Origin of the sequence: Sphingomonas melonis, assembly GCF_013409985.1 — a bacterium.
GTDB classification, from domain to species: domain Bacteria; phylum Pseudomonadota; class Alphaproteobacteria; order Sphingomonadales; family Sphingomonadaceae; genus Sphingomonas; species Sphingomonas melonis_A.
Map to the genome: position 1 here is coordinate 497933 of NZ_JACCBY010000001.1, position 17722 is coordinate 515654.

The window sequence follows — 17722 nt, forward strand, 5'->3', positions numbered from 1 at the left end:
ATGAGCAACGACATCACCAACCGCGCGGGCGACTTCGAGAAGGCATACTTCGAGCGCGGCATGTTCGCGGCATATGCATGGATGGTGACGCGAAAGCGCGGCGAGCAGCTATCGGATGCTGTGGTGGAAGATGCGTGGGAGCACCGCGACGAGGGTATGGGGCCAACCGAATGCCTCCCAACCCGCCCTGTTATCGCGGCGGTAGGCCATCCACTCGACGGCGCGACTTTACAAGAAGTGTTCGATTACGCTGCCCGTCGCCTTGCTGATGCGTCTGCCGACGCAGGCGAGCCGCGAGAATTGCGCTTGGCGGTCGACCGCTTTGATGAAGCGTACATGTGGATGGTCGCGGCCACCCCCCAGGAGCCTCCCCATGCATAACCTGATCGCGAGGATAGAGGCCGGCACCGGGCCAGACCGTCACCTCGATATGGAGATCCACGACGTGCTCTGCGACGGCTTCGACATGATGCCGGACGCTACCGAGGCGGACATCGCTGAGCTGCTGCCTGATGACGCCGACGCCGCGGCCGTCATGGAAGCGTGCGGTGGGTTCGCCATCATGACGGTGCCGGAATACACCCTTGATCGCGCGGCTGCTGTTGCCAAGCTGCGGTCGTTTCAGGAGCCTCCCCATGCAGGATGATCTGATAGCGGTGACGCAGGCTGATCATGCCGCGACCAAGGCAGCAATTCGCGAGATGCTGCAAGAGATGTGCGAAGCATGCGTCGAGGAGTTCGATTACGGTGCGATCGTGCGGGCGATGGCAGCCCACCGCCAGCAAGCCGAGGACGCGATGCGGGAGCGGTGTGCAAGGATCTGCGAGGAATTCCCCTTGGCCGAGGATCATCCAGACGCGGGCGTTTTAGGATGTCGCGATATGGAAATCGCCACCGCCATCCGCGCCACCCCACCCAAGCCCGACCGGCTGAACGGGGAGGAGGTGTGATGAGTGATATAAAGCCCGTGCCAGATGAGTATGGCTACATACTCTCGCCGATCACTGACGGGACACGATTTAGCGACATGGTCGAGCGGGCTCAGGAAAACGGCACCTTGCAGAAAGTTGGAACATATCCGCCAACCTTGTGGGGTCCAGACGGTAGCTTAGCGCGCTTTACCCGCGCGGCAAAAGGCATCCACAATGCAGCAGAAAAAGTGAGAGCGATGCGCATGAACCAGACCGACCAAGAGGTAGAAGCTGTTGCGCAGGCTATCTACGGAGGCGATAAAGCCGACTGGCTGGCGCTGCCGAATACAAAGGTAGAGCGACGGGCTGCCGGCTATGAGAGCGCCTTCACGCGAGACGACTTCCGCGACGATGCCCGCGCCGCCATCCTGCGGCTCGATCAGGTGCGCGAGGGGAGGGGGAAGTGAGCGCGGAAATGCTGTGCGAATCGTGAAAGCAGGCATAGCGTAGCCCGATGGACACGATCGAACGGGCAGCCCGAGCTTACGCTGAGTGGGAACTTGGGTTGGAAGGCGAGGCAGCCAAGGATGACATTCGCTTCGGAAAGGACAGCGCCGAGTCGAAGCGCGCCGAGGTGGAACGGCTTTGGCCCTCAAAGATCGTGCAAACTCGGCAGTTGCTTGAGGCAGGAGAGACCGGTGACGCCCCCCGCATTGAGGGTGGCAGTCGAGGTGATCTGCTCAACCATATCCGCGACAAGGTGTTTCCCAGCCGGCGCGCTCTAAATGACGATGCACTCCTCGCCGCCTACCAGGCCACAGACGGGGAGCCGAGCAATCTAGAGGCGGCCGCCCTGCTAGCCGAGATCAGACGCCGCAATCTGGACATCTGATCACGACTGATACCGCGGCTTCCACCCCCGCTTTTCCAGCTGCAACCGTATGCCGTTGAGCGAGGCCGTCATCGTCTGAGCCCGGCCAATCTCATGCTCGTTGGTGACGCCGCCCCAGAAACCCTCCAGCGGCCATTTCTCGGGGCAGTGGGGCAGTAGGACTCTCAGCGCAAGGCGTACGCTGGTGAGGCTTTCCGGCGGCTTCTTCATCAGCGAGGCTTCTTCCAGCACCTTCAGGGCTAGTTCGATTACGGTTTGCTCGCGGGGGGTCATGGGGCGCGGATAGCGCGATAGATGCCGGGCTTCCACCGACTGCCAGCGGATCGGATCGGACCATCGCCCAAGACCACCGCTGTCTGACGATCGGCAACGCGACCTCTCGCCAACCTGATGCCATGCTTGAGCCGCTAGCAGAGCAGGGACTTCGTTGCTGCGGCAGGAGGCCTTACCACCCGGTCTAGCGCGGATCGCGCCGCCCGTGTCGAAACGGGTGCCTTCCCTGAGTATCCGGTCACGTCTCAAATGAGCGCCACAGCACCACGTATATAGCACCACCGGAACGCGAGGTGAATCTGGAAAGTTCGTGCTTTCGGGTATTTACGTCAGCGGCGCGGCCGGGTCGATCTCGTTGCTGAGCTTCTTCACGCGGTGCCCGGCAAACTGAGCATGTCGCGGACCCCAGCCGATCACGTCCCCAACCGTCGGTGCCACATCCTCCCGCGGCGTGTAGAACTGCAACCGCTCGCCGCTGTCACGATCCACGGTGATCAGCCGGGCGGGCCGGTTCGTGTTCGGGACCGACGCGAGGTCGACCGCGATGACCCGTCCGGTGCCGCTCACTTGAGGCCGAGCGACCTCAGGATGCTGAGCGCGATCGACAGCAGCGAGGTCTGCTTGAACTGCGCGACGACCTCCTCGACCACCATGCCGGCGAACTGCTCGACATCGTTGACGACCGCAGTGCCGCCCTTTCTCGCTTCAGCGATGATCACCGGCACGATTGCGGCAATGACGTGGGCCTTCTTCTCGCTGCCCGAAAGGGTCGTGTTCTCGATCGCCGCGACAGCCGAGTGCGCCGCATTGCCGATCGGATTACCGCGCTGAGCTGCGGCCGCGACGGCTTGGGTGAGGATGGTGGAGGCAACAGCGACCGCAGTCTTGCCGGTCACGGCCTTCCAGATGGTGTCGAGGATCTTCATGGCTTCTGCTCCGTGACGCTGAGTGGATCATTGGGGGTGCCGGCCGGGGTCTCAGCATGCCGCTCCACGATCGCGGCGTTGCGGTCAGCGATCTCGCCTCCGCCCTTGGTGGCGCTGTAGGCCCACGACACGACGCCATTGACGAAGCCGGTGCCGATGATCAGCGTGGCGATCGTCTTGAAGAATTCATCCTGTCGAAGGTCCGGAAACACGGCGAGCATCCACAGCACCATGACGGTCAGGACGAACACGCCGATGCCGATCCAGCCGCGGGCGTCGGGCATATGGAGGCGGCTCACGACGCCATCCCCCGGTACATCCGAGCCTCAGCCTCGCGACGACGGGTCAGGCCCGGCATGACGCGCCCCGCCGCCCGGTTCCAGGCGACGAACTGACGGGCAGCGCCATCATAGTCGCCGGCGTTGTGCTTCTTCACCAGCGTCGATCGCGCGAACGCAGACGCGCCGATGTTGAACGCGAGGCTGACCATGGCGTCGAACTGCGCCTGCGTGGTCACCGGCGCCGCGGCGTTCACGGCTGCCTCGAACTTGGCTAGATCCGCGATCAGGTAGGCAGCCGACTGCGCCTCGGTGATCGTCATGCCGCGCTTCACCTCGGGGCCAGTGTGGCCAACACCGATCGTCCACGGGTCGCCGCCTGTTGCCGGATCGGGGTACGCGGTGAGCCGGTCGCCCTCGAAACCGCGGATGGCCTTGCGCCCGGCCGGGCTGGTGGTGCGTTTCACTCTCCGGTCCCTCTAATGCTAGCGATCTTCCGCATCCCGCTGCCGATGCCGAGGTCATCCGAGGCAGCCTGAGCCAGCAGCCGCTTCACCAGGCCGATCTCCTTGGCCTCGGGCATCTCGCGCTCGACCAAGCCGAGCAGCACCTCACAGGCCGTCAGCGCGGTTTGCAGCTTGGCGTCTGACCGGGTGGCGTGCTCGCTGGCTGCGGTGGCATCCCTCCGCGCTGTCTCGACCAAGCCTTCCAGCTTCTCGATGCGGTTGTTTTGGGCGTCGCTAGCGGCCTTGTGGTCGACCTTGAGCACGGCGATCTCGTCGCGCAGCCGCTCGAAGTCGGCCGCCCGCCCGTCGCTTTCGTTCTTCTTCCATGGGCCCCATTGCTTGATGATGGCCAGTACGATGCCGCCGATCGTGGTAACGCATAGCGCCACCAGCGTCCAAATACCGGTGTTGATGCTTTCGCCGCTTGCCGTCTTCACAGCAGCTTGTGCGAGGGCGCCCGCAGCGGTCATACGTTCGTCACGCTGTTTACGCCCAGATACTGGATCGGAGACGCGTAGATCTTCGTCGCCCCGCCGCTGATCCAGATCAGCGTGCCGTTCACGACCGCGAGATTGGCGATCGGGGTCGTGCCCTTGCCGTCGTTTGATACGCAGGCGAACATCTCGACGCGCGCTGGACCAAATCCACCAGGCAGCGCCGCGATGACCTCGCCTTCCGTGGGCGTTGTCGTCTTGTTGATCAGGCCGGTGATCGCCACACGACCCATGCGATCGCGGTATGCCTTCAGCGGCAGGTTGTTCAGCGCCGTCCAGCCGTTCTGGAGCGTCAGGGCGAACAGGTCCCGCGGCTCGAACTCGGTCGGCGCGTCGAAATAGCCGGTCGCCCAGACCATCTTCGTGACGTTCCGACGGGTGCCGTCAGGTGCGATAGCCACGTCATAGGTAGCGCCAGCGCCGGCCATCTGACGATCGATGCCGGACACGAACGGCGTTGGGCCACCGCGGGCTGAGTAGATGTTATAGTTGCCGGGAGCCTCAACGTAATGCGCGGTGCTGCCGATAAGGTTGCCCTGAGCCAACAGCGTCGAGAGTTGCCCCTTCTGCGACTTGCCCTGAAGGAGGAACTTCGCTTCACCCGAGCCCGTCAGGTCGACGCCGTAGAAGTCCAGCGCCTGTTGGATCACGGCGCGATTGGCATCGGTGATGTTGACGAAGAAGCCGTGGCGCAGCGGCAAGCCGCCCTTGTCGACGGAGGTCGGGGTGGACCAGGGGCCTTCGAACGAGGGGGCGAACGTGTGGTACATCAACCCGCTGGCGTTCGCGTCCAAGAAGATGTGGCAGACGCCGTCCGCCGACTCGATTGGGTTCGGCCCCTCCACGTCATAGGGGATCGCGAGGAAGTCACCGTTGGTGATCTTCGTCCAGCCGGTCGGGTAGCTCGCCGACTTCCAGATCTCGACGTACTTGTACTGGCCAGACGGCTGCGTCTCTTCGTGCTTGGCAACGTGGTAGAAACTACCGCGGCTGTAGATGGTGGAGCCGTCGATGAAATTGATGCCCATGCCCATAGACACAGCCTGCTTCCACGTCGAGAAGTCAGGCGCGGTGAACTCGATCACGGCCATGTAGTGGGTGGCAGGGTTCGAACTCGGCCCAAGAGCCACCTCTGCATACCACTTGCCGGTGGTCGGATCCCGGAACGGTGACGGCGCCCAGGCAAGCTGAATGGTGCCGCCCGCAGAGCAGTCCACCGTTGCCCAATGCTGCCAGCCGCTGACGAGGTTCTTCTGCGTGGTGCGGCGGATTTCAAATGACGAGCTGTTGAACCCGATGGTTCGGAAGTAATAACCGTAGCCATCGTCGCCCATGATGATACCGGCCGGGTCGCGGACCTCGCCGGGGTTGTCGACAGCATCCGTGTTGAGGCGAAGAGCGGTCTGGCCGCCGGGCTTGATGTACCAATAGTCGAGGTACTGGAGATCATTATCGCCGCGGAAGGCAGTGCCGAAGAATCCGGTGACAGGGTCGGGTGTCTTTTCGGAGAAGACCCATGCGCCTTGCGTGACAGGGAAGAATACACTCGCGATGACGTCGTTGCGTCCCGAAAAGTCACCCTCCTGCCACGTGTATAGACCGGTGTCGTTTGGAGCTGCCAAGATGGCAGACTTGTTCGTTACGGGAGAAGCTGCCAGGTCTGCCCGACTCTCATACGTGTTAGCAGCAGCGCCAGGAATACCAGCCGCACCTCCAACATTGCCGGGAACGTACGGGTCGATCTCGTTTAATGAGCCACCCCGACCATCGCGCAATACGACGCGGTAGAGAAAATTGTTATCGATGTAGATCGATGGCCAAACACCAGCCGCGTTCGCGGTTACGGGATTGTCCAGAGGAATGGTCAGAGCCGCATCAGCATAGATGGTTTGGAGCGTGGAGGTGCCAGTCCGGTAAAACGTAAGGCTAGCCCCCGGCACCACGATCCCGTTGGCGTCCAACGCAGGACGAAAAGGGAGATAGAACAGGTCGAAGGGCTGATCAGCCATTTGGCGCATCCGGTTTCATGAGCGGAAGGCGCCATCCGGGCCGATCGTAGCGGGTGTGCCGCTAGGGGGCGGGTGGGAATAGTAGGCGGTTGAGGGTGGGGCGGCACGTGTGCTATACCATTGAGATGCTTGGCATTCCGTTCGTTATCGTCGCGGTCGCGATCTTGGCATTCCTTCTGCGCGAGCAGATGAAGGACGGCACCTTCCTAAATAAGGGATGGGGCGCCCCAATCGCAGGAGCCGTTGGCTTGTGCCTTCTCGTCGTGGCAGCAGGTGTGCTGATGAACTGGGGGATGCGGCTCGCGCTATGAGTCGCCTACCGCCCGAGGCCACTAGCGCCAGTGACCACCCCCCCGCTAAGACGCTGACCGACTTGCGTGGCCCCACCCATGGTTCGCTGGTCCTGAGCAACGCGGTTCGCAGCTTGAGCATTGGCCTCAGCCAAGATCCGCTGCAACTCCGACGGGTCCGTCTCCGTCAACAGCGTCGCGATGGACTGGCGCACGCTCTTTCCGGCCTCCCCGGCGCCGTAACGGCCGGTGTCGCGAACCTTCTGCAAGCCGGACATGATGAGGGACAGCCAGCCGTCCTTACCGGCGCGAATGCCCGTATCAAGAACGCCCTCGACTAGACCTGGGTCGGTCGTCTGAGCATCATAGGCTTGCCGAACGGCCGTATCGCTGCCCTGTGTCGCAGAGCGGAAAGTCTGATTGCCGGCCTGCTCGGCGGCCAGCGTCTCAGCGAAGCGATCAAGACCGTCGTTGGGGAAGACGCGCTCAAGCACGCTCCTGCGGTTGGGCGTGCCGATCAGAGCCCGAGCCTTGTCCGCGTCGTCAACCCGACGCCCGATCTGGTTGGCGAGTTGATTGCGCAAACCTTCGCCAAACAACGGGATTTGGTCATCAGCCAGCGTGGAGAGCGCGCGCCCGATCTCGTCAGGCGAACGACTAAGCGAGTTATAGCCCTGCTCAATGGCAGTAGAGCCTTCGCGCCCCGCAAGCTGCTCAGCGTTGGCTGCGGCAGTCAGCGTCGCTGCATGCCGGTTCACCGCTGCAAGGTCGTCAGCTAGGGCAGGAAACCGCTGCACGGCCTCAGCGTAACGTGTGTTCAGCGCGCGCGTGTTGGCCGGGGTAAGGTCGGCCATGGAGTCGAGATTGCGCCGCAGTTCCTGCCGCATGATAGCTTCCGCTTGGTCTGGCCCGACGGCCGCAATCAGGGAGTCTGCGGTATCGCCGCCTGGTGCACCTGGACGCACAAGCCGCTCGGGTACCGATGTATCCCCGACGATGGGGTTGCCGAAGCGGTCGTTAGCGAATGTGCGGGGTAGATCCCGCGTCTCGAACAGTCTGCCCTGCTCGGCGCGGACAGATTTCGCATTAGCGAGCGCAGCTCGATAGGGCTGGGGAGCAGCGCGATCTGCAAAATCACTGAGGATGCCCCGCAAACGCGTTGCGAAGGCCGCGTCCGACCGATTGCCCGACATCGTAGCCTCGCCACCAAAATCAGCGAGCCGCCGATCAATGTTGGTCAATGTACGCGTGGTGGCGTCAGGAGCCGCAGCGTCATCGATAATTGACCGTAAAGTGGCGGGCATCTCACCTCCGCCGTCACCATAGAAGTCGTCGGCAGCCGAGCGCATATCGCGCGAAAAAACTTCCGCCGGGATCTCGATCGGCTGGGGATTGACCAATTCCGGGGCATTGTAGGCCTCGCGACTACGCGAGCGAGCCGCATCATACGCCGTTCCGAAAGCCTCGCGAGCCTGTGAGCCGCTCGCAAGGCGATCTACGTTCGGACCGATGCCTTCCGCTGTCTGCGTGAGGTCAGTCAGCGCCCGTTCGCGCGCCTCTGCAGCCGTCGCGCGATCCTGAGCTCGGAACGCTGCAGCTCGATCCGGCTGGTTGCTGAGCGGGCCGAGATCGCGCTCAATCGCCCCGCGGATGCGGTCGGCCTGCCCGAGCTGCCGTTCCTGCACCGCGTTCAGTACAGTCGTCCGAGACGGACCAGGCTGACGGCCAACGCTCGCAACCAACGCACGGGCATTTTCGCCAGTATCTGCGAGCATGACCGGGACACCCAGTGAATGACCACGGTCCATGATCGCTCCAGCCTGCGCGCCGGTGTTTGCGTCGGCAGCAAGTGCATCACCAACAACGTCAAGGGCGACATTTGGGTCGCGGCCGAAAAAGCGTCGATAGCCGCGTGCAGTTCGAGCAACATTGGATGCGACAACGGGTGCCGCAGCGCCGAGCACGCCACCGAAGGCACCCCCGAGCACACCACCCGTTAAACTAGTCTCTGCGTCACGCCCACCGCCGAACCCAGCGACACCTCCTAAAATTGCGCCTCCCTTGGCGCCCGACCGGATTGCGGCGAGCGCGTTTGGTGCCGTGGCAATAGCGGCCGTGGGGTTAAGGCCGACAAATCCACCAGCGATCTCGGCTAATGTCCCAGAGATCGGCGACTTTTCGCGTGCCGCGTCCTGCTGAGCCCGCTCAGCGTCGCGACCGCCGTAATAGGCCTCTACAGGAGCAAAATGGCCAGTGAAAGGCGACGACAGGACGTTGTAGGCCGCATTACTGAGGCCGCTGATCTCATCGCCGAGCCCGAGCATGGCGCCGTTGTCCAGCAAATGCCGGATTCCGCCACCCCCAAGCACATCGTTGACCTTGCCGAGAATGCCGCTGGACAGAGCGTCTTGACCGCGCTGCAAGCGAGCGGTTTCCGGCGAAACGGGTGCCTGAGCTTCGGGTGCGATCGTCGGCTGGGCGACCGGGCGATCAACAACCGTCTGGCGTCCGGCGAACTTAGACCCCGACGTCTTGAGCTGCTCCTGGGCGAACGAGATCAGCTCGTCGTCGGTCGCATCCTCGGGCCCCTCGACCGTCATGGTCTGGCCGTCGGGGGTGAGGATCTTGTACTGCTTTGCCATCAGCGCATCACCTTGAAGCCGCGGGCTGCCGGGGCAGGGCTATCGCCAACCAAATCCGAGTACCCCGCCTTTGTCTGCGCAACGAGCGCACGGATATCGTCCAACGACTGCTTACGCCCCTCCACCGTCTGCGATCGGCTGGGGAGGCCGGCTTGAGCGAGACGGCTTTCGTAATCCGACATTGCGCCTTCGCCCGGGACACGGGTCAACTGGCGCACCAGCGGGGCAAGGTTAGCAATTGCAGCATCCGCAGCGCTGTCGGCACCGCTGATCCCGCCAGGCAGGCGCCCGGCGATCGGGCCGGTGTATTTGGCCTTGCGCAATGCCGCTTCTGCCCGGTTCAACTGCGTTTCAAGCGCCGTCAGCGAGGAAAGCTTGTTGCGAGCGAGCGCGACGGTGGCCTTTGGGGGCGCAGCACGGCCAGCGGCCGCCATATCCTGCCCGCGCATTGTGACGGCCTGACCTGCAGACGCTGTGGCTGCACTGATATCCTGTCCTCGGCGGGTCGTAGACGCTGAAATATCCTGCCCGCGACGTGCGGTAGCCGCGGACACGTCCTGCCCCCGAACGGTAACCTGCTGGCCCTTCTCCTGCCGAAGATCGGCGAGGTACTTGTCTGCGCCAACACCCACGGCAGCCATGCCATGCAGGTTGTCGTCAGTCGGATCGAAGTCCATCAGCTCTCGATCGGTCCACCCAGCCTGCTTCAGTAGGGGGGCGTGGTCGTCAAGAAACGCCTGACGTTGATCAGGTGCGACGTTGAGCGCCGCAAGCGATACAGCAGCCGCCACTCCGGTCTTCTGTCCGAAATTCTCCCGGTCCGCTTTCGACATGGCGGCCATATGATCGGTCAGGTTCTTGGCGAGTTCCGGATCTTTCTCGAACACGTCTGCAATGTCGATCCGAGGCGCCGCAGGGGCAGCCGGCTTGTTCCCCGTGACGATGATATCGCCGTTCGGATCGACCTGGGCCGCGTTTGACCCCGTCGCGGCTGGGGCACTATGCGCCACGCCGACAGGCTCGTTCTGCCGAAGATAGCCAGCGCCGAGCGTGCGAGCCTGCGTCTGCCGCAACGCGTCCGCAGTCTGCCGATCGGCAACCGCCTGCTGCCGGCTGTTCTGCGACAGCGCGGCATATGCCTGCGGATCGTAGATCGCGAGGGCGTTCGGCACCGGCCCCTTGGGGTTGGCGGCATAACCGGCGAGGATGTCCTGCGTCGCCTTTTTGCGCTGCTGAAGCTCACCAAGAGCTTGCCCCTGCGCGAACGACTCGGCGATGTTCGGCGCCTGGCGCAGCAGCCCCCAGTCAATCTGCGTCGCCATCGGCCGCCTCCAATTCTGCTATGCGCTGCTCGATCGCGCGGACGTTGTCGGCGAGGCCGACCCGACCGCGGCGCGCGTCCAACTTCTCGCGGAGCGCCTTCAGTTCCTCGTCTCGGGTCATACGCCGAACGGGCTCCCATACGTGAGACGACCGTTGATGATTTGGCCGCCGCCGTAACCTGGGATGGCGGTGCCGTTAATCAGGCCAGCCGGGAGGGCGTTTTGCGTTCGGCCGAAATACTGGCCTGCTGCGTTCGCGACGCCGGAAAGAGCGTTCTGCTGCGCCATTCCACTGAACAGCGCGGCGTTAGCAGCAGCGGAGGACGCAGAATTGCCGGCGCTGGTTGCCTGGTTGACGTAATTGGCTCCCGCCCCTGTCACAGCGCCAAGTGCATTCAAGCCAGCCCCCTGCTGGTTGCTGAGCTGACTCAGATAGTTGTTGAACTCGCCCGACGCTTGTTGCTGGCCGTAATTCAGCAAAGCCTTCTGTGCGGCACCGCTCTCAAGCGCGCCTTTTGCAGCGTAGCCGGTGTTGATGGCGCTGTAGCCCTCGTTGAGCCGCCCTTGGTAGCCGGTGGATGACTTGTAGGCGGCGAGGGCATCGTTGGCCGCCTGAGCGTTACCGCCAAGCCCCAGCAGCGCGTTGATCTGCGAGCCTGCCGCATTGCCGCGATCAACCGTCGGCTGGGCAAGGCCCATGTTCGTGTTGTAGATTTGCTGAGCGAGCGCGCGGTCCTTGTCCGCCTGCTGCGCAGCGATCTTGGCCGCTTTCTTCGCGCCTTTGCCGCCAGTGATGCCCGAGAAAAGGCTGCTAGATGCCGAAATGCCCGCTGCGGCAATCAATGGTGCGACCATCGGGGTTCCTCATGACGAAGCGCTCCACTTCGCCGCTCACATGATGGAAGCCGATCCCGGCGAGACTAAATCCAACTTGCCGGTTAAACCACCGGACGTGGCGATAAATAGTAGGCGTCTGACCCCAGATTATCTCCGCGCCATGTTCGAACATCCAAGCCATCATCGCCTTGCCTGTCTCGACAGCACGGCGCCCGCGGCATGACGGTAGGAACATCGTGTGCCCCTCCCACACGTTGGGCGCCGACCATTCAAACATCGCCGCGGCGTCTTTGCCGTTGCTGAGGACGATATAGTCGTCTGGCGCCATCAGGCAGGGGGTGAAGTCGAGCGCGCCCGTCCGACCGAGATCAAAGTGCGGCAAGATGGCCGAGTCATTGGCAATGCGGTTAATCAGCCCCGCGTCTGTTTCTCGACGGATCATTCGTCGGGCACCGTGTTGAACTTATTAGGCGAAACGTAGCCGGGGCGCCGAGGACCTTCGCCGCCATCCACTGTGCCAGTCGTGGGGATCGCAACCGCGCCAACGACATGGGTGTCTCCCGTTTGCGTTGGCGGTGTCGTGCTGACTTGGTAGGTCACGGTGCCGCCATCGCGTTCAGGATCGACATAGAAGACATAATCCGCATCGCCAGCCGCCGTTGCGTTTACTGTACCCCCGTTTACCGAGGCGCTGGTGCCATCCGCGTACATGCGGGAGTGTGCAGCGATAGTGATAGTAGTGGGACTAGCACTCAGGACTGTGTCAGGATCGATATAGCTATTTACCAGCGCTTGCTCGCGTTTCGTTGCGGCTGTCGCCGCTGCCGAAGCATCAGCGGCGTCTTTTGCCTCAGCAGCGGCTGCCTGCGCTCGCTTGATGGCCTTATCTAGATCGTCAGTGATGCCAAGGATCTCAGCAATAGCGTTGATGGCTCGCTCGATCTGCTCGGCGAAGGTCTGCCAATAGCGGACAAAGGTCAGGGTAGGCTTACCATCGCCATCGACGATCGGTGACGTTCCTACCAAGCGGGACAGTTTGAGCGCCATTACCTAGACCTGCCGCCTTGTGCTTCATTAGCTCTCACGGCTGAGACCCGAAAACGAACGGGGTCCGAGCATCTAATCTCAAAGATTCCGCCAGGAGCATCGAATGACCCAAAGCGGCGCCAGACCGCCCGTGCCCGATACTGACCTTGTCGCCCTAGCGACGACTGCCGCCAATCTGTCCATGTCCGTCCGCCATCACGCGACGTTCGCAACTCCGCGATTGGATCCGCACCTTGGCCCTGCAGGGTAGGTGTAGAACCGAAGTCGGCGTCGAGGTGAATGACATCGAGCGTATAGCTGCCGTCAGTCACCGGCTGGAACGCCGTAAACAGTTTCTGCATCGGCACGGCGTCATCGGCATAGGCGTTGACGTCGAAACGCCACAGCTGGCCGGCACTGTCGTCACCGAAGCGTACCACGCCATTGTACTGTACTGCGCAGCGCGCCCGCCAGTTAGGGCGCCCGAACGATGCGAACTCACACCACTCGCCAGTTGTGGCGTCGAACAATACCGTTTCGGTGTCGAGACGAACGGCAAGGAACTTGTGCCCCTCATATTCAAAGCTGAATACTGATACCGCCGACGCCGCGGCAATCCGCTCCTCAATGCCGGGGTCGGACAGTGGCTCGGGCATCGCGCCGCCCGATCTATAGACCCTGCGATCATCACCAACCCAATACAGCGCCCCGTCAAGCTCATCCGCGCAGCCAGTTGCCAACACTCCTCGTTGGAAAATGCGGCCTTCAACTCGCGAGAATGGAAGGATGCTGTCTCCAGTCAGCGTCCAAGGCTCAACGGTTTGGCCTCCTAGCAGCCACATGATATCGCCGGTTACCACCACGTCATACAGCGGGTCCGGTGAACTCTCCGCCGAGGCGTAATCAAGCCCGTCCCAGCTCGTCGCGTCACGCAGTTTCGACCAGTAGAATCGCTGGCTTTCATCTCGGACTGCAATGAAATAGCCGCCCAAATAGGCCACAGCGATTACGTCAGCACCATCCGGAAAAGATACATCTGCAACGGTCGCACCGTCGGTTCTGACGATTGCTGCTCCAGCGGCAATGATCGCCTCGGCGGCTGATGCGGCAAAACTCACCGCACCGGCGCCGCCAACCCTGCCCAGCAGCCCATCTCCATAGACTTCCGCACCAGATACGGACAATAGGACGTCATTAAGCGTACCCGCTTGATGAAACAGGCCGCGAATAGGTCCGTTGCCGCGTTGCTCAGCTTCTACCAACCCCGGCCGAGAAAACATTACGACGCCATCTTGCGATGTCGCTGCCGTCTCCACGAACATGTTGATGACGCGCAATTCAGGCAGGCCGGCCGCCAGCCGGCGGTAGGTGCCCTTGCCGTAAGCCAGCGCGGTCATGGGTAGCCGTCCAGATCGGTGCCGAGTTGATACGATGCCGGCCTATCGAAATCGAGCATATCGCGCTCAAGCTCTGCAGCCCGAGCTGCGACAAGCTGCACCGTCTGCGGATCAGTGCGGGCCTTGCCGAACGTCGGCGCCATGCGAACAGCCAGCATCAGCCAAACTGCTTCCTGGAACATCTGCGGCACGTCGACCGGGTCGCTGGGCTGGATCACGTCAGCGGTGATGCGGCCGAAGCTGTAGCGGATCGTCACGTCACGCGACGGCACCGGCCATAGCTGCATCGTTAGCCCGCCAACCTGGCTGATCATGGTGTAGGCGACCGGCACCCCGACGCTACCCTTGTTCGGCAGGACAGCGTACTGATCGGACTCCCACAGCGCCAATGGGCGTTCCGTGCCACCACTGAGCAACAGCCGCGCCTCACCGACCGTCAGCGCCTCCGGGATAGCTGCTGACGAGATGCCCGCAGCAAAATCGACCGTGCCCTGCGTGTTGCGCCATAGGTTCAGTCCCTTTGCCGCCCACGCCTTCAGCATGGAGTTCAGCCGCAAGATGCCGTCGGCCAGCTCGTCGGCGCTCGGGTTCTCGCCGGACGCAAGCACACCGATCTCGCGCATGGCCTGCGTCACCATGTCGCGCGCAGTCATCTTGAAGTTCGTGGCCATCAAAGGTCGTCCGCTGTGACAGGGGCATCAGGATCGACAAAGACCGGGTCCGGCTCGGGTCGCGCGTTCCGCAGCGGCAAGCCCTCGGCACGTAGCTTTGGAGGCGCCAGGTCGCGGGGCTTCGGATCGTAATCCGCATCACACACCATCAGGCCTGTCCACTCCTTGCGGAGGTCGCGCAGGTCGTATTCAAACCCGCAGCGGTCACAAATGGCCTTCGGCACCGGCGCCTCCTGAATGAGGTTGCCCCGCCTTTTGGGCGCGGGGCGCTCCCTCGGGCATTAGATGCCCTGCGAGCCGAAGATCGCGCGCGGGTCAGCCCAGCCGGCGCTATAGCGCTCGGTGGCCTTCGCCTTGACGTTCTCGGTGTCGAAGTCGTCCGCCTTCTGCAGCTCGATCGCACGACGCTTGAAGGTCATCAGACCATTCGGGGCGTTCGTGATCAGGAACCAGGCGTCGAGATCGCTCAGGTAGGGGTTGGCGACAACCTCCGGAGCCAGGCCCATCGCCCGGATCGCATTGGTGTCGTTGTTCGCCGTGCCGACGCGCATGGTCGACTTGAGAATGCGCGTCGCGTTGAACAACTCGCTGGGATGGATGACCAGCTTCGTCGCCCGCAGCACGATCGGAAGACCGCGTGCGTTCTTCGCGCCCCACATGAGCTTGAAGGCGTCTTCGATCGAGGACTCCGACAGATCGGCGTCCGCAACCTTGTTCGACTGCAAGCCGCCGCGGGTCGGGTGGCTGGTGTTGATGAGCGACACGCCGTCGGCGCCGGCATAGTTGTTGTCGAACGCCCGGTTGAGGATGTTGGCATGGACCGTCTCCTTCGTCGCCTGCATCGAGAAGGACAGGGCCTTCGCGCGGTTCTGGCTGACGTAGGTGTACTGGTCGTCCTCGATCTCTTCCCGGCTGACGATGTAGCCGAGGCCGTAGGTCACATTGGTGAAACGCGACTGCGGGCCTTCACCGTCCGTGTCGTATTCGATCGACTGACCTTCGGACTTCCGCTTAGCCATCCCGAAGCCAGTGGCCTCGCTGACGACCTCGTACGCCTTGTCCGACGTCTGTTCATCGAACATCTGCGTGTAAAGCGGCTCCCACTTCTCGTAGGTCAGGCCGAAGAACGACTTCACGCCGGGCCACAGGGTGGTCGGGTGAGCTGCGCGCGTGATGAGCATTGATCAGCCCTCCTTAAACGCCAGTGGAGCCGGCAGCCGGCGTCTCAGTGGTCTGGTTGATACGGACGAGGACGACGGCATTGGCGCCGAAGTCGTTGTCCGGGCGGCGAGCGAGGCCCATGATGCGGACCTGCAGGGTTGCGGTCGTGGTCATCGACGCCGTGTCGAGCTGCCAGCCCGAGCGGTTCATGACCGGGGGGCCGGCGATCAAGTTGGCGTTCGAGCCGATGTCAGTCGCCGCGACAGCACCGTTGGCCTGAACCTCGAACAGGAGGTCAGGGTCATGCTCCACAAAGGCGTGCATGGCCTGGCCCCCGACGCGGTAGCCATTGGCGACGAGCGAGGGCGACGGCTGGAAGCCGACGATTGCGCCGGTGATGCGGTTGCCCGCACCGGCAGTGGCGATCGTGGCGGACGGCGTACCATCGGTGTCGGCCGAGCCGGAAAGCACGATGGGGTCGCCGATATAGGCGGCAGTGTTGTCAGCGGCGAGCAGCGCGAAGGGGTCGGCCCCATCGTTGAACGGTGCGCTCGACGCCGACCGGACGGGCTTGAGCCCGAAAGGTGCATTGGCGTTAGGCATGTTGCCTGTTCCTTATGGCGAATAGGAGTGGCTGACCCGGTTGCCATCGACTGCGAAGCGCTTGTCAGCGTCCCGCGCATCGCGGCCCTCAGGGTCGGTCGGAGCGCCCGAAAGCGCCTGCTGCTCAACCTCGCGTCGCCGCACGTCCTTGCGCGCCTGGTCTTCGGCATCGAAGGCGAGTGGCTTCATCAGGAGGTGCGCCATGATCGGCTTGCCGTGCTCATCCGTGCCGACAGGCCGAGGATCGACATCGGGAACCCTGTCCCAGTCGTCGCGCTCGGTGGCGTTGTAGATGCGAGGGCCGACGTCGTTGAACCAGCGCAGACGATGCGACTGGCCGTGCTGCGCCTCGATTGCGGGCGGAACGGCAAGCTTCATGTCGAGCGACTGATCGAGCGTGCCGTCCATGCGACGACGACGCTGGGTCGTTTCCTCGGTAGCGCGATCTCGCGGGGCCGGAGCCATCATGCATTCTCCTCAAGATAGACCTTGGCGTAATCATCCAGGGTCTTGACCATGCCGCGCTTCAGGAAGTCCTGACCGGCTTTCTGCGCTTCGGCAGGAAGGTCGGAGAACCCCTTGGGGCGGGCGGTCGTCTGAGCAGCGCGGCTTGCGGGAGCGTTCACCGACGCAGGCGCCTTGGCCGGCTGACGGGCATTCCCGAATAGGTGAGGGAAGTCGGCTTTAACCGCCTCCTCGGCAGCCTTCAGCTGATCGGCCGGGCTGACATTCTGCGCGGCGAGTTGAGCGGTGATGCTCTGCGCCAAAGCAGTTGCGGCGCGATTGCTGCCGAACCAGGACGAATTGCGCGTCATGAAGTCACCGACCTCGGGAAGCGGGCCGGGATCCTGCGCCGGCATGTCGATCCGGGTCAGCTCTTCGCGAGCAGCGCGGGCGCCCTCGTGATCCTTGTTCTCGACGGCCGATGCAAAGCGCGCCTCGGCTTCACGGCGGGCCTCTTCGACAGCGCGACGCTGCAGCACCTCGGCAGTCTTGCCGATCTGCGAAACCGATTGCTTGAGGCCGCGAAGCTCATCGGCGCTCTCGCGGCTACGCTTCATGCCGTACTTGATGAACTCGCGGGGATCACGCCACTTGTCCGGGTCGCCTTTCCACTCTTCCTTCGGCGACCAGCCCGCATCGCGCGCCAATTCCTCGTACGGATCGGGCGCGGTCGCTTCGGTGGCCTGGTTGGTGTCGGCGTTCGGCTGGCCTTCAGCGCCCTCGATCGGGGCGGTCTGGCCTTCCTGCAATTCGGTGGTGGCTTCGGTCATCGGACCCCTCGCTATCAATGCGAGTGGTTATTCAGCGAGGCGATCACTCAGAATAGTAGGCGGTTGAGCCCATCGATACACCTTCCCGACCGCCCAGGCCGCGCTGACACCAGCGATGATCAGCAGCAAGACGGGCCAGGCGGCTGCGTCGTGCAGGCGGTCGCGGCGTGTGCCGGTAGGATCGCGGTCCATGCGGTAGGCTATCGGTGC

The 17722-nt window shown here is 63.1% G+C and carries 26 protein-coding genes; 6 read left to right on the plus strand and 20 right to left on the minus strand.

All coding sequences use genetic code 11. From position 1 onward, the window contains the following. Genes HD841_RS02470 through HD841_RS02490 form a run of 5 tightly spaced genes read left to right on the plus strand, consistent with a single transcriptional unit; the run spans position 1 to position 1803 of the window. On the plus strand, positions 1-381 hold the full coding sequence (locus HD841_RS02470; protein WP_179507289.1) for a hypothetical protein: 381 nt from the start codon (positions 1-3) through the stop codon (positions 379-381). Further along, positions 374-646: a hypothetical protein gene (locus HD841_RS02475; RefSeq protein WP_179507290.1), complete on the plus strand. Its 273-nt coding sequence runs from the start codon at positions 374-376 to the stop codon at positions 644-646. Before HD841_RS02470 ends, HD841_RS02475 begins: the two co-directional genes overlap by 8 nt. After that, positions 636-950, plus strand: coding sequence for a hypothetical protein (locus HD841_RS02480; RefSeq protein ID WP_179507291.1), 315 nt, complete (start codon positions 636-638; stop codon positions 948-950). Before HD841_RS02475 ends, HD841_RS02480 begins: the two co-directional genes overlap by 11 nt. Then, positions 950-1378, plus strand: a complete 429-nt coding sequence (locus tag HD841_RS02485) for a hypothetical protein (RefSeq protein ID WP_179507292.1) — start codon at positions 950-952, stop codon at positions 1376-1378. Before HD841_RS02480 ends, HD841_RS02485 begins: the two co-directional genes overlap by 1 nt. A gap of 47 nt (positions 1379-1425) precedes the next feature. Beyond that, the gene (locus HD841_RS02490) at positions 1426-1803 is read left to right on the plus strand and encodes a hypothetical protein (protein WP_179507293.1); all 378 of its coding nucleotides are present in this window, start codon (positions 1426-1428) and stop codon (positions 1801-1803) included. Here the strand turns inward: HD841_RS02490 and HD841_RS02495 are convergent, their stop codons facing one another. From HD841_RS02495 to HD841_RS02525, 7 genes are all read right to left on the minus strand, one after another. Continuing rightward, positions 1804-2076, minus strand: a complete 273-nt coding sequence (locus HD841_RS02495) for a hypothetical protein (RefSeq protein ID WP_179507294.1) — start codon at positions 2074-2076, stop codon at positions 1804-1806. It lies immediately after the preceding gene. A 324-nt stretch (positions 2077-2400) separates the two neighbouring features. Next, positions 2401-2643: a hypothetical protein gene (locus tag HD841_RS02500; protein WP_179507295.1), complete on the minus strand. Its 243-nt coding sequence runs from the start codon at positions 2641-2643 to the stop codon at positions 2401-2403. Continuing rightward, positions 2640-3002 (minus strand): hypothetical protein, encoded by a 363-nt coding sequence (locus HD841_RS02505; protein ID WP_179507296.1) that lies wholly within the window; start codon positions 3000-3002, stop codon positions 2640-2642. Before HD841_RS02505 ends, HD841_RS02500 begins: the two co-directional genes overlap by 4 nt. Then, on the minus strand, positions 2999-3286 hold the full coding sequence (locus HD841_RS02510) for a hypothetical protein (RefSeq protein WP_179507297.1): 288 nt from the start codon (positions 3284-3286) through the stop codon (positions 2999-3001). The genes HD841_RS02505 and HD841_RS02510 overlap by 4 nt, the downstream gene beginning before the upstream one ends. Positions 3287-3297: 11 nt before the next feature. After that, complete coding sequence (locus HD841_RS02515; protein ID WP_179507298.1) at positions 3298-3747, minus strand: lysozyme; 450 nt, start codon at positions 3745-3747, stop codon at positions 3298-3300. Next, entirely contained in the window at positions 3744-4256 is a 513-nt protein-coding gene (locus HD841_RS02520; RefSeq protein WP_179507299.1) for a hypothetical protein, read from the minus strand. Before HD841_RS02520 ends, HD841_RS02515 begins: the two co-directional genes overlap by 4 nt. Further along, positions 4253-6289, minus strand: coding sequence for a hypothetical protein (locus HD841_RS02525; RefSeq protein ID WP_179507300.1), 2037 nt, complete (start codon positions 6287-6289; stop codon positions 4253-4255). Before HD841_RS02525 ends, HD841_RS02520 begins: the two co-directional genes overlap by 4 nt. 107 nt (positions 6290-6396) lie before the next feature. On the opposite strand from HD841_RS02525, the gene HD841_RS02530 reads away from it, so the two are divergent. Continuing rightward, the gene (locus HD841_RS02530; RefSeq protein WP_179507301.1) at positions 6397-6600 is read left to right on the plus strand and encodes a hypothetical protein; all 204 of its coding nucleotides are present in this window, start codon (positions 6397-6399) and stop codon (positions 6598-6600) included. A gap of 5 nt (positions 6601-6605) precedes the next feature. Here HD841_RS02530 and HD841_RS02535 read toward each other — a convergent pair whose 3' ends face one another. The 13 genes from HD841_RS02535 to HD841_RS02595 are packed head-to-tail and all read right to left on the minus strand — an operon-like array spanning position 6606 to position 17512. Beyond that, entirely contained in the window at positions 6606-9221 is a 2616-nt protein-coding gene (locus HD841_RS02535; RefSeq protein WP_179507302.1) for a hypothetical protein, read from the minus strand. Then, positions 9221-10543, minus strand: a complete 1323-nt coding sequence (locus HD841_RS02540) for a hypothetical protein (protein ID WP_179507303.1) — start codon at positions 10541-10543, stop codon at positions 9221-9223. The genes HD841_RS02535 and HD841_RS02540 overlap by 1 nt, the downstream gene beginning before the upstream one ends. Further along, on the minus strand, positions 10527-10664 hold the full coding sequence (locus HD841_RS02545; protein WP_179507304.1) for a hypothetical protein: 138 nt from the start codon (positions 10662-10664) through the stop codon (positions 10527-10529). Before HD841_RS02545 ends, HD841_RS02540 begins: the two co-directional genes overlap by 17 nt. Next, positions 10661-11398: a hypothetical protein gene (locus HD841_RS02550; RefSeq protein WP_179507305.1), complete on the minus strand. Its 738-nt coding sequence runs from the start codon at positions 11396-11398 to the stop codon at positions 10661-10663. The genes HD841_RS02545 and HD841_RS02550 overlap by 4 nt, the downstream gene beginning before the upstream one ends. Beyond that, positions 11355-11822, minus strand: a complete 468-nt coding sequence (locus tag HD841_RS02555) for a hypothetical protein (protein ID WP_179507306.1) — start codon at positions 11820-11822, stop codon at positions 11355-11357. The genes HD841_RS02550 and HD841_RS02555 overlap by 44 nt, the downstream gene beginning before the upstream one ends. Then, positions 11819-12427 carry a hypothetical protein gene (locus tag HD841_RS02560; protein ID WP_179507307.1) on the minus strand — a complete coding sequence of 203 codons (609 nt, stop codon included), beginning with the start codon at positions 12425-12427 and terminating at the stop codon, positions 11819-11821. The genes HD841_RS02555 and HD841_RS02560 overlap by 4 nt, the downstream gene beginning before the upstream one ends. Then, the gene (locus HD841_RS02565; protein WP_179507308.1) at positions 12427-13803 is read right to left on the minus strand and encodes a packaged DNA stabilization protein; all 1377 of its coding nucleotides are present in this window, start codon (positions 13801-13803) and stop codon (positions 12427-12429) included. Before HD841_RS02565 ends, HD841_RS02560 begins: the two co-directional genes overlap by 1 nt. Further along, positions 13800-14474, minus strand: coding sequence for a hypothetical protein (locus HD841_RS02570; RefSeq protein ID WP_179507309.1), 675 nt, complete (start codon positions 14472-14474; stop codon positions 13800-13802). Before HD841_RS02570 ends, HD841_RS02565 begins: the two co-directional genes overlap by 4 nt. Continuing rightward, positions 14474-14698 (minus strand): hypothetical protein, encoded by a 225-nt coding sequence (locus HD841_RS02575; RefSeq protein WP_179507310.1) that lies wholly within the window; start codon positions 14696-14698, stop codon positions 14474-14476. Before HD841_RS02575 ends, HD841_RS02570 begins: the two co-directional genes overlap by 1 nt. Before the next feature lie 57 nt (positions 14699-14755). Then, positions 14756-15655, minus strand: a complete 900-nt coding sequence (locus HD841_RS02580) for a phage major capsid protein (protein ID WP_179507311.1) — start codon at positions 15653-15655, stop codon at positions 14756-14758. A 13-nt stretch (positions 15656-15668) separates the two neighbouring features. Next, complete coding sequence (locus HD841_RS02585; RefSeq protein ID WP_179507312.1) at positions 15669-16238, minus strand: hypothetical protein; 570 nt, start codon at positions 16236-16238, stop codon at positions 15669-15671. Between the two features lie 12 nt (positions 16239-16250). Then, positions 16251-16706 (minus strand): hypothetical protein, encoded by a 456-nt coding sequence (locus tag HD841_RS02590; protein ID WP_179507313.1) that lies wholly within the window; start codon positions 16704-16706, stop codon positions 16251-16253. Continuing rightward, complete coding sequence (locus tag HD841_RS02595) at positions 16703-17512, minus strand: hypothetical protein (protein WP_179507314.1); 810 nt, start codon at positions 17510-17512, stop codon at positions 16703-16705. The genes HD841_RS02590 and HD841_RS02595 overlap by 4 nt, the downstream gene beginning before the upstream one ends. Between the last annotated feature and the right edge of the window lie 210 nt (positions 17513-17722).

Coding starts and splice junctions, on each gene's coding strand:
- HD841_RS02470 (WP_179507289.1), top strand. CDS start 1: ATGAGCAACGACATCACCAACCGCGCGGGCGACTTCGAGAAGGCATAC.
- HD841_RS02475 (WP_179507290.1), top strand. CDS start 374: ATGCATAACCTGATCGCGAGGATAGAGGCCGGCACCGGGCCAGACCGT.
- HD841_RS02480 (WP_179507291.1), top strand. CDS start 636: ATGCAGGATGATCTGATAGCGGTGACGCAGGCTGATCATGCCGCGACC.
- HD841_RS02485 (WP_179507292.1), top strand. CDS start 950: ATGAGTGATATAAAGCCCGTGCCAGATGAGTATGGCTACATACTCTCG.
- HD841_RS02490 (WP_179507293.1), top strand. CDS start 1,426: ATGGACACGATCGAACGGGCAGCCCGAGCTTACGCTGAGTGGGAACTT.
- HD841_RS02495 (WP_179507294.1), bottom strand. CDS start 2,076: ATGACCCCCCGCGAGCAAACCGTAATCGAACTAGCCCTGAAGGTGCTG.
- HD841_RS02505 (WP_179507296.1), bottom strand. CDS start 3,002: ATGAAGATCCTCGACACCATCTGGAAGGCCGTGACCGGCAAGACTGCG.
- HD841_RS02510 (WP_179507297.1), bottom strand. CDS start 3,286: ATGCCCGACGCCCGCGGCTGGATCGGCATCGGCGTGTTCGTCCTGACC.
- HD841_RS02520 (WP_179507299.1), bottom strand. CDS start 4,256: ATGACCGCTGCGGGCGCCCTCGCACAAGCTGCTGTGAAGACGGCAAGC.
- HD841_RS02525 (WP_179507300.1), bottom strand. CDS start 6,289: ATGGCTGATCAGCCCTTCGACCTGTTCTATCTCCCTTTTCGTCCTGCG.
- HD841_RS02535 (WP_179507302.1), bottom strand. CDS start 9,221: ATGGCAAAGCAGTACAAGATCCTCACCCCCGACGGCCAGACCATGACG.
- HD841_RS02540 (WP_179507303.1), bottom strand. CDS start 10,543: ATGGCGACGCAGATTGACTGGGGGCTGCTGCGCCAGGCGCCGAACATC.
- HD841_RS02545 (WP_179507304.1), bottom strand. CDS start 10,664: ATGACCCGAGACGAGGAACTGAAGGCGCTCCGCGAGAAGTTGGACGCG.
- HD841_RS02550 (WP_179507305.1), bottom strand. CDS start 11,398: ATGGTCGCACCATTGATTGCCGCAGCGGGCATTTCGGCATCTAGCAGC.
- HD841_RS02555 (WP_179507306.1), bottom strand. CDS start 11,822: ATGATCCGTCGAGAAACAGACGCGGGGCTGATTAACCGCATTGCCAAT.
- HD841_RS02560 (WP_179507307.1), bottom strand. CDS start 12,427: ATGGCGCTCAAACTGTCCCGCTTGGTAGGAACGTCACCGATCGTCGAT.
- HD841_RS02565 (WP_179507308.1), bottom strand. CDS start 13,803: ATGACCGCGCTGGCTTACGGCAAGGGCACCTACCGCCGGCTGGCGGCC.
- HD841_RS02570 (WP_179507309.1), bottom strand. CDS start 14,474: ATGGCCACGAACTTCAAGATGACTGCGCGCGACATGGTGACGCAGGCC.
- HD841_RS02580 (WP_179507311.1), bottom strand. CDS start 15,655: ATGCTCATCACGCGCGCAGCTCACCCGACCACCCTGTGGCCCGGCGTG.
- HD841_RS02585 (WP_179507312.1), bottom strand. CDS start 16,238: ATGCCTAACGCCAATGCACCTTTCGGGCTCAAGCCCGTCCGGTCGGCG.
- HD841_RS02590 (WP_179507313.1), bottom strand. CDS start 16,706: ATGATGGCTCCGGCCCCGCGAGATCGCGCTACCGAGGAAACGACCCAG.
- HD841_RS02595 (WP_179507314.1), bottom strand. CDS start 17,512: ATGACCGAAGCCACCACCGAATTGCAGGAAGGCCAGACCGCCCCGATC.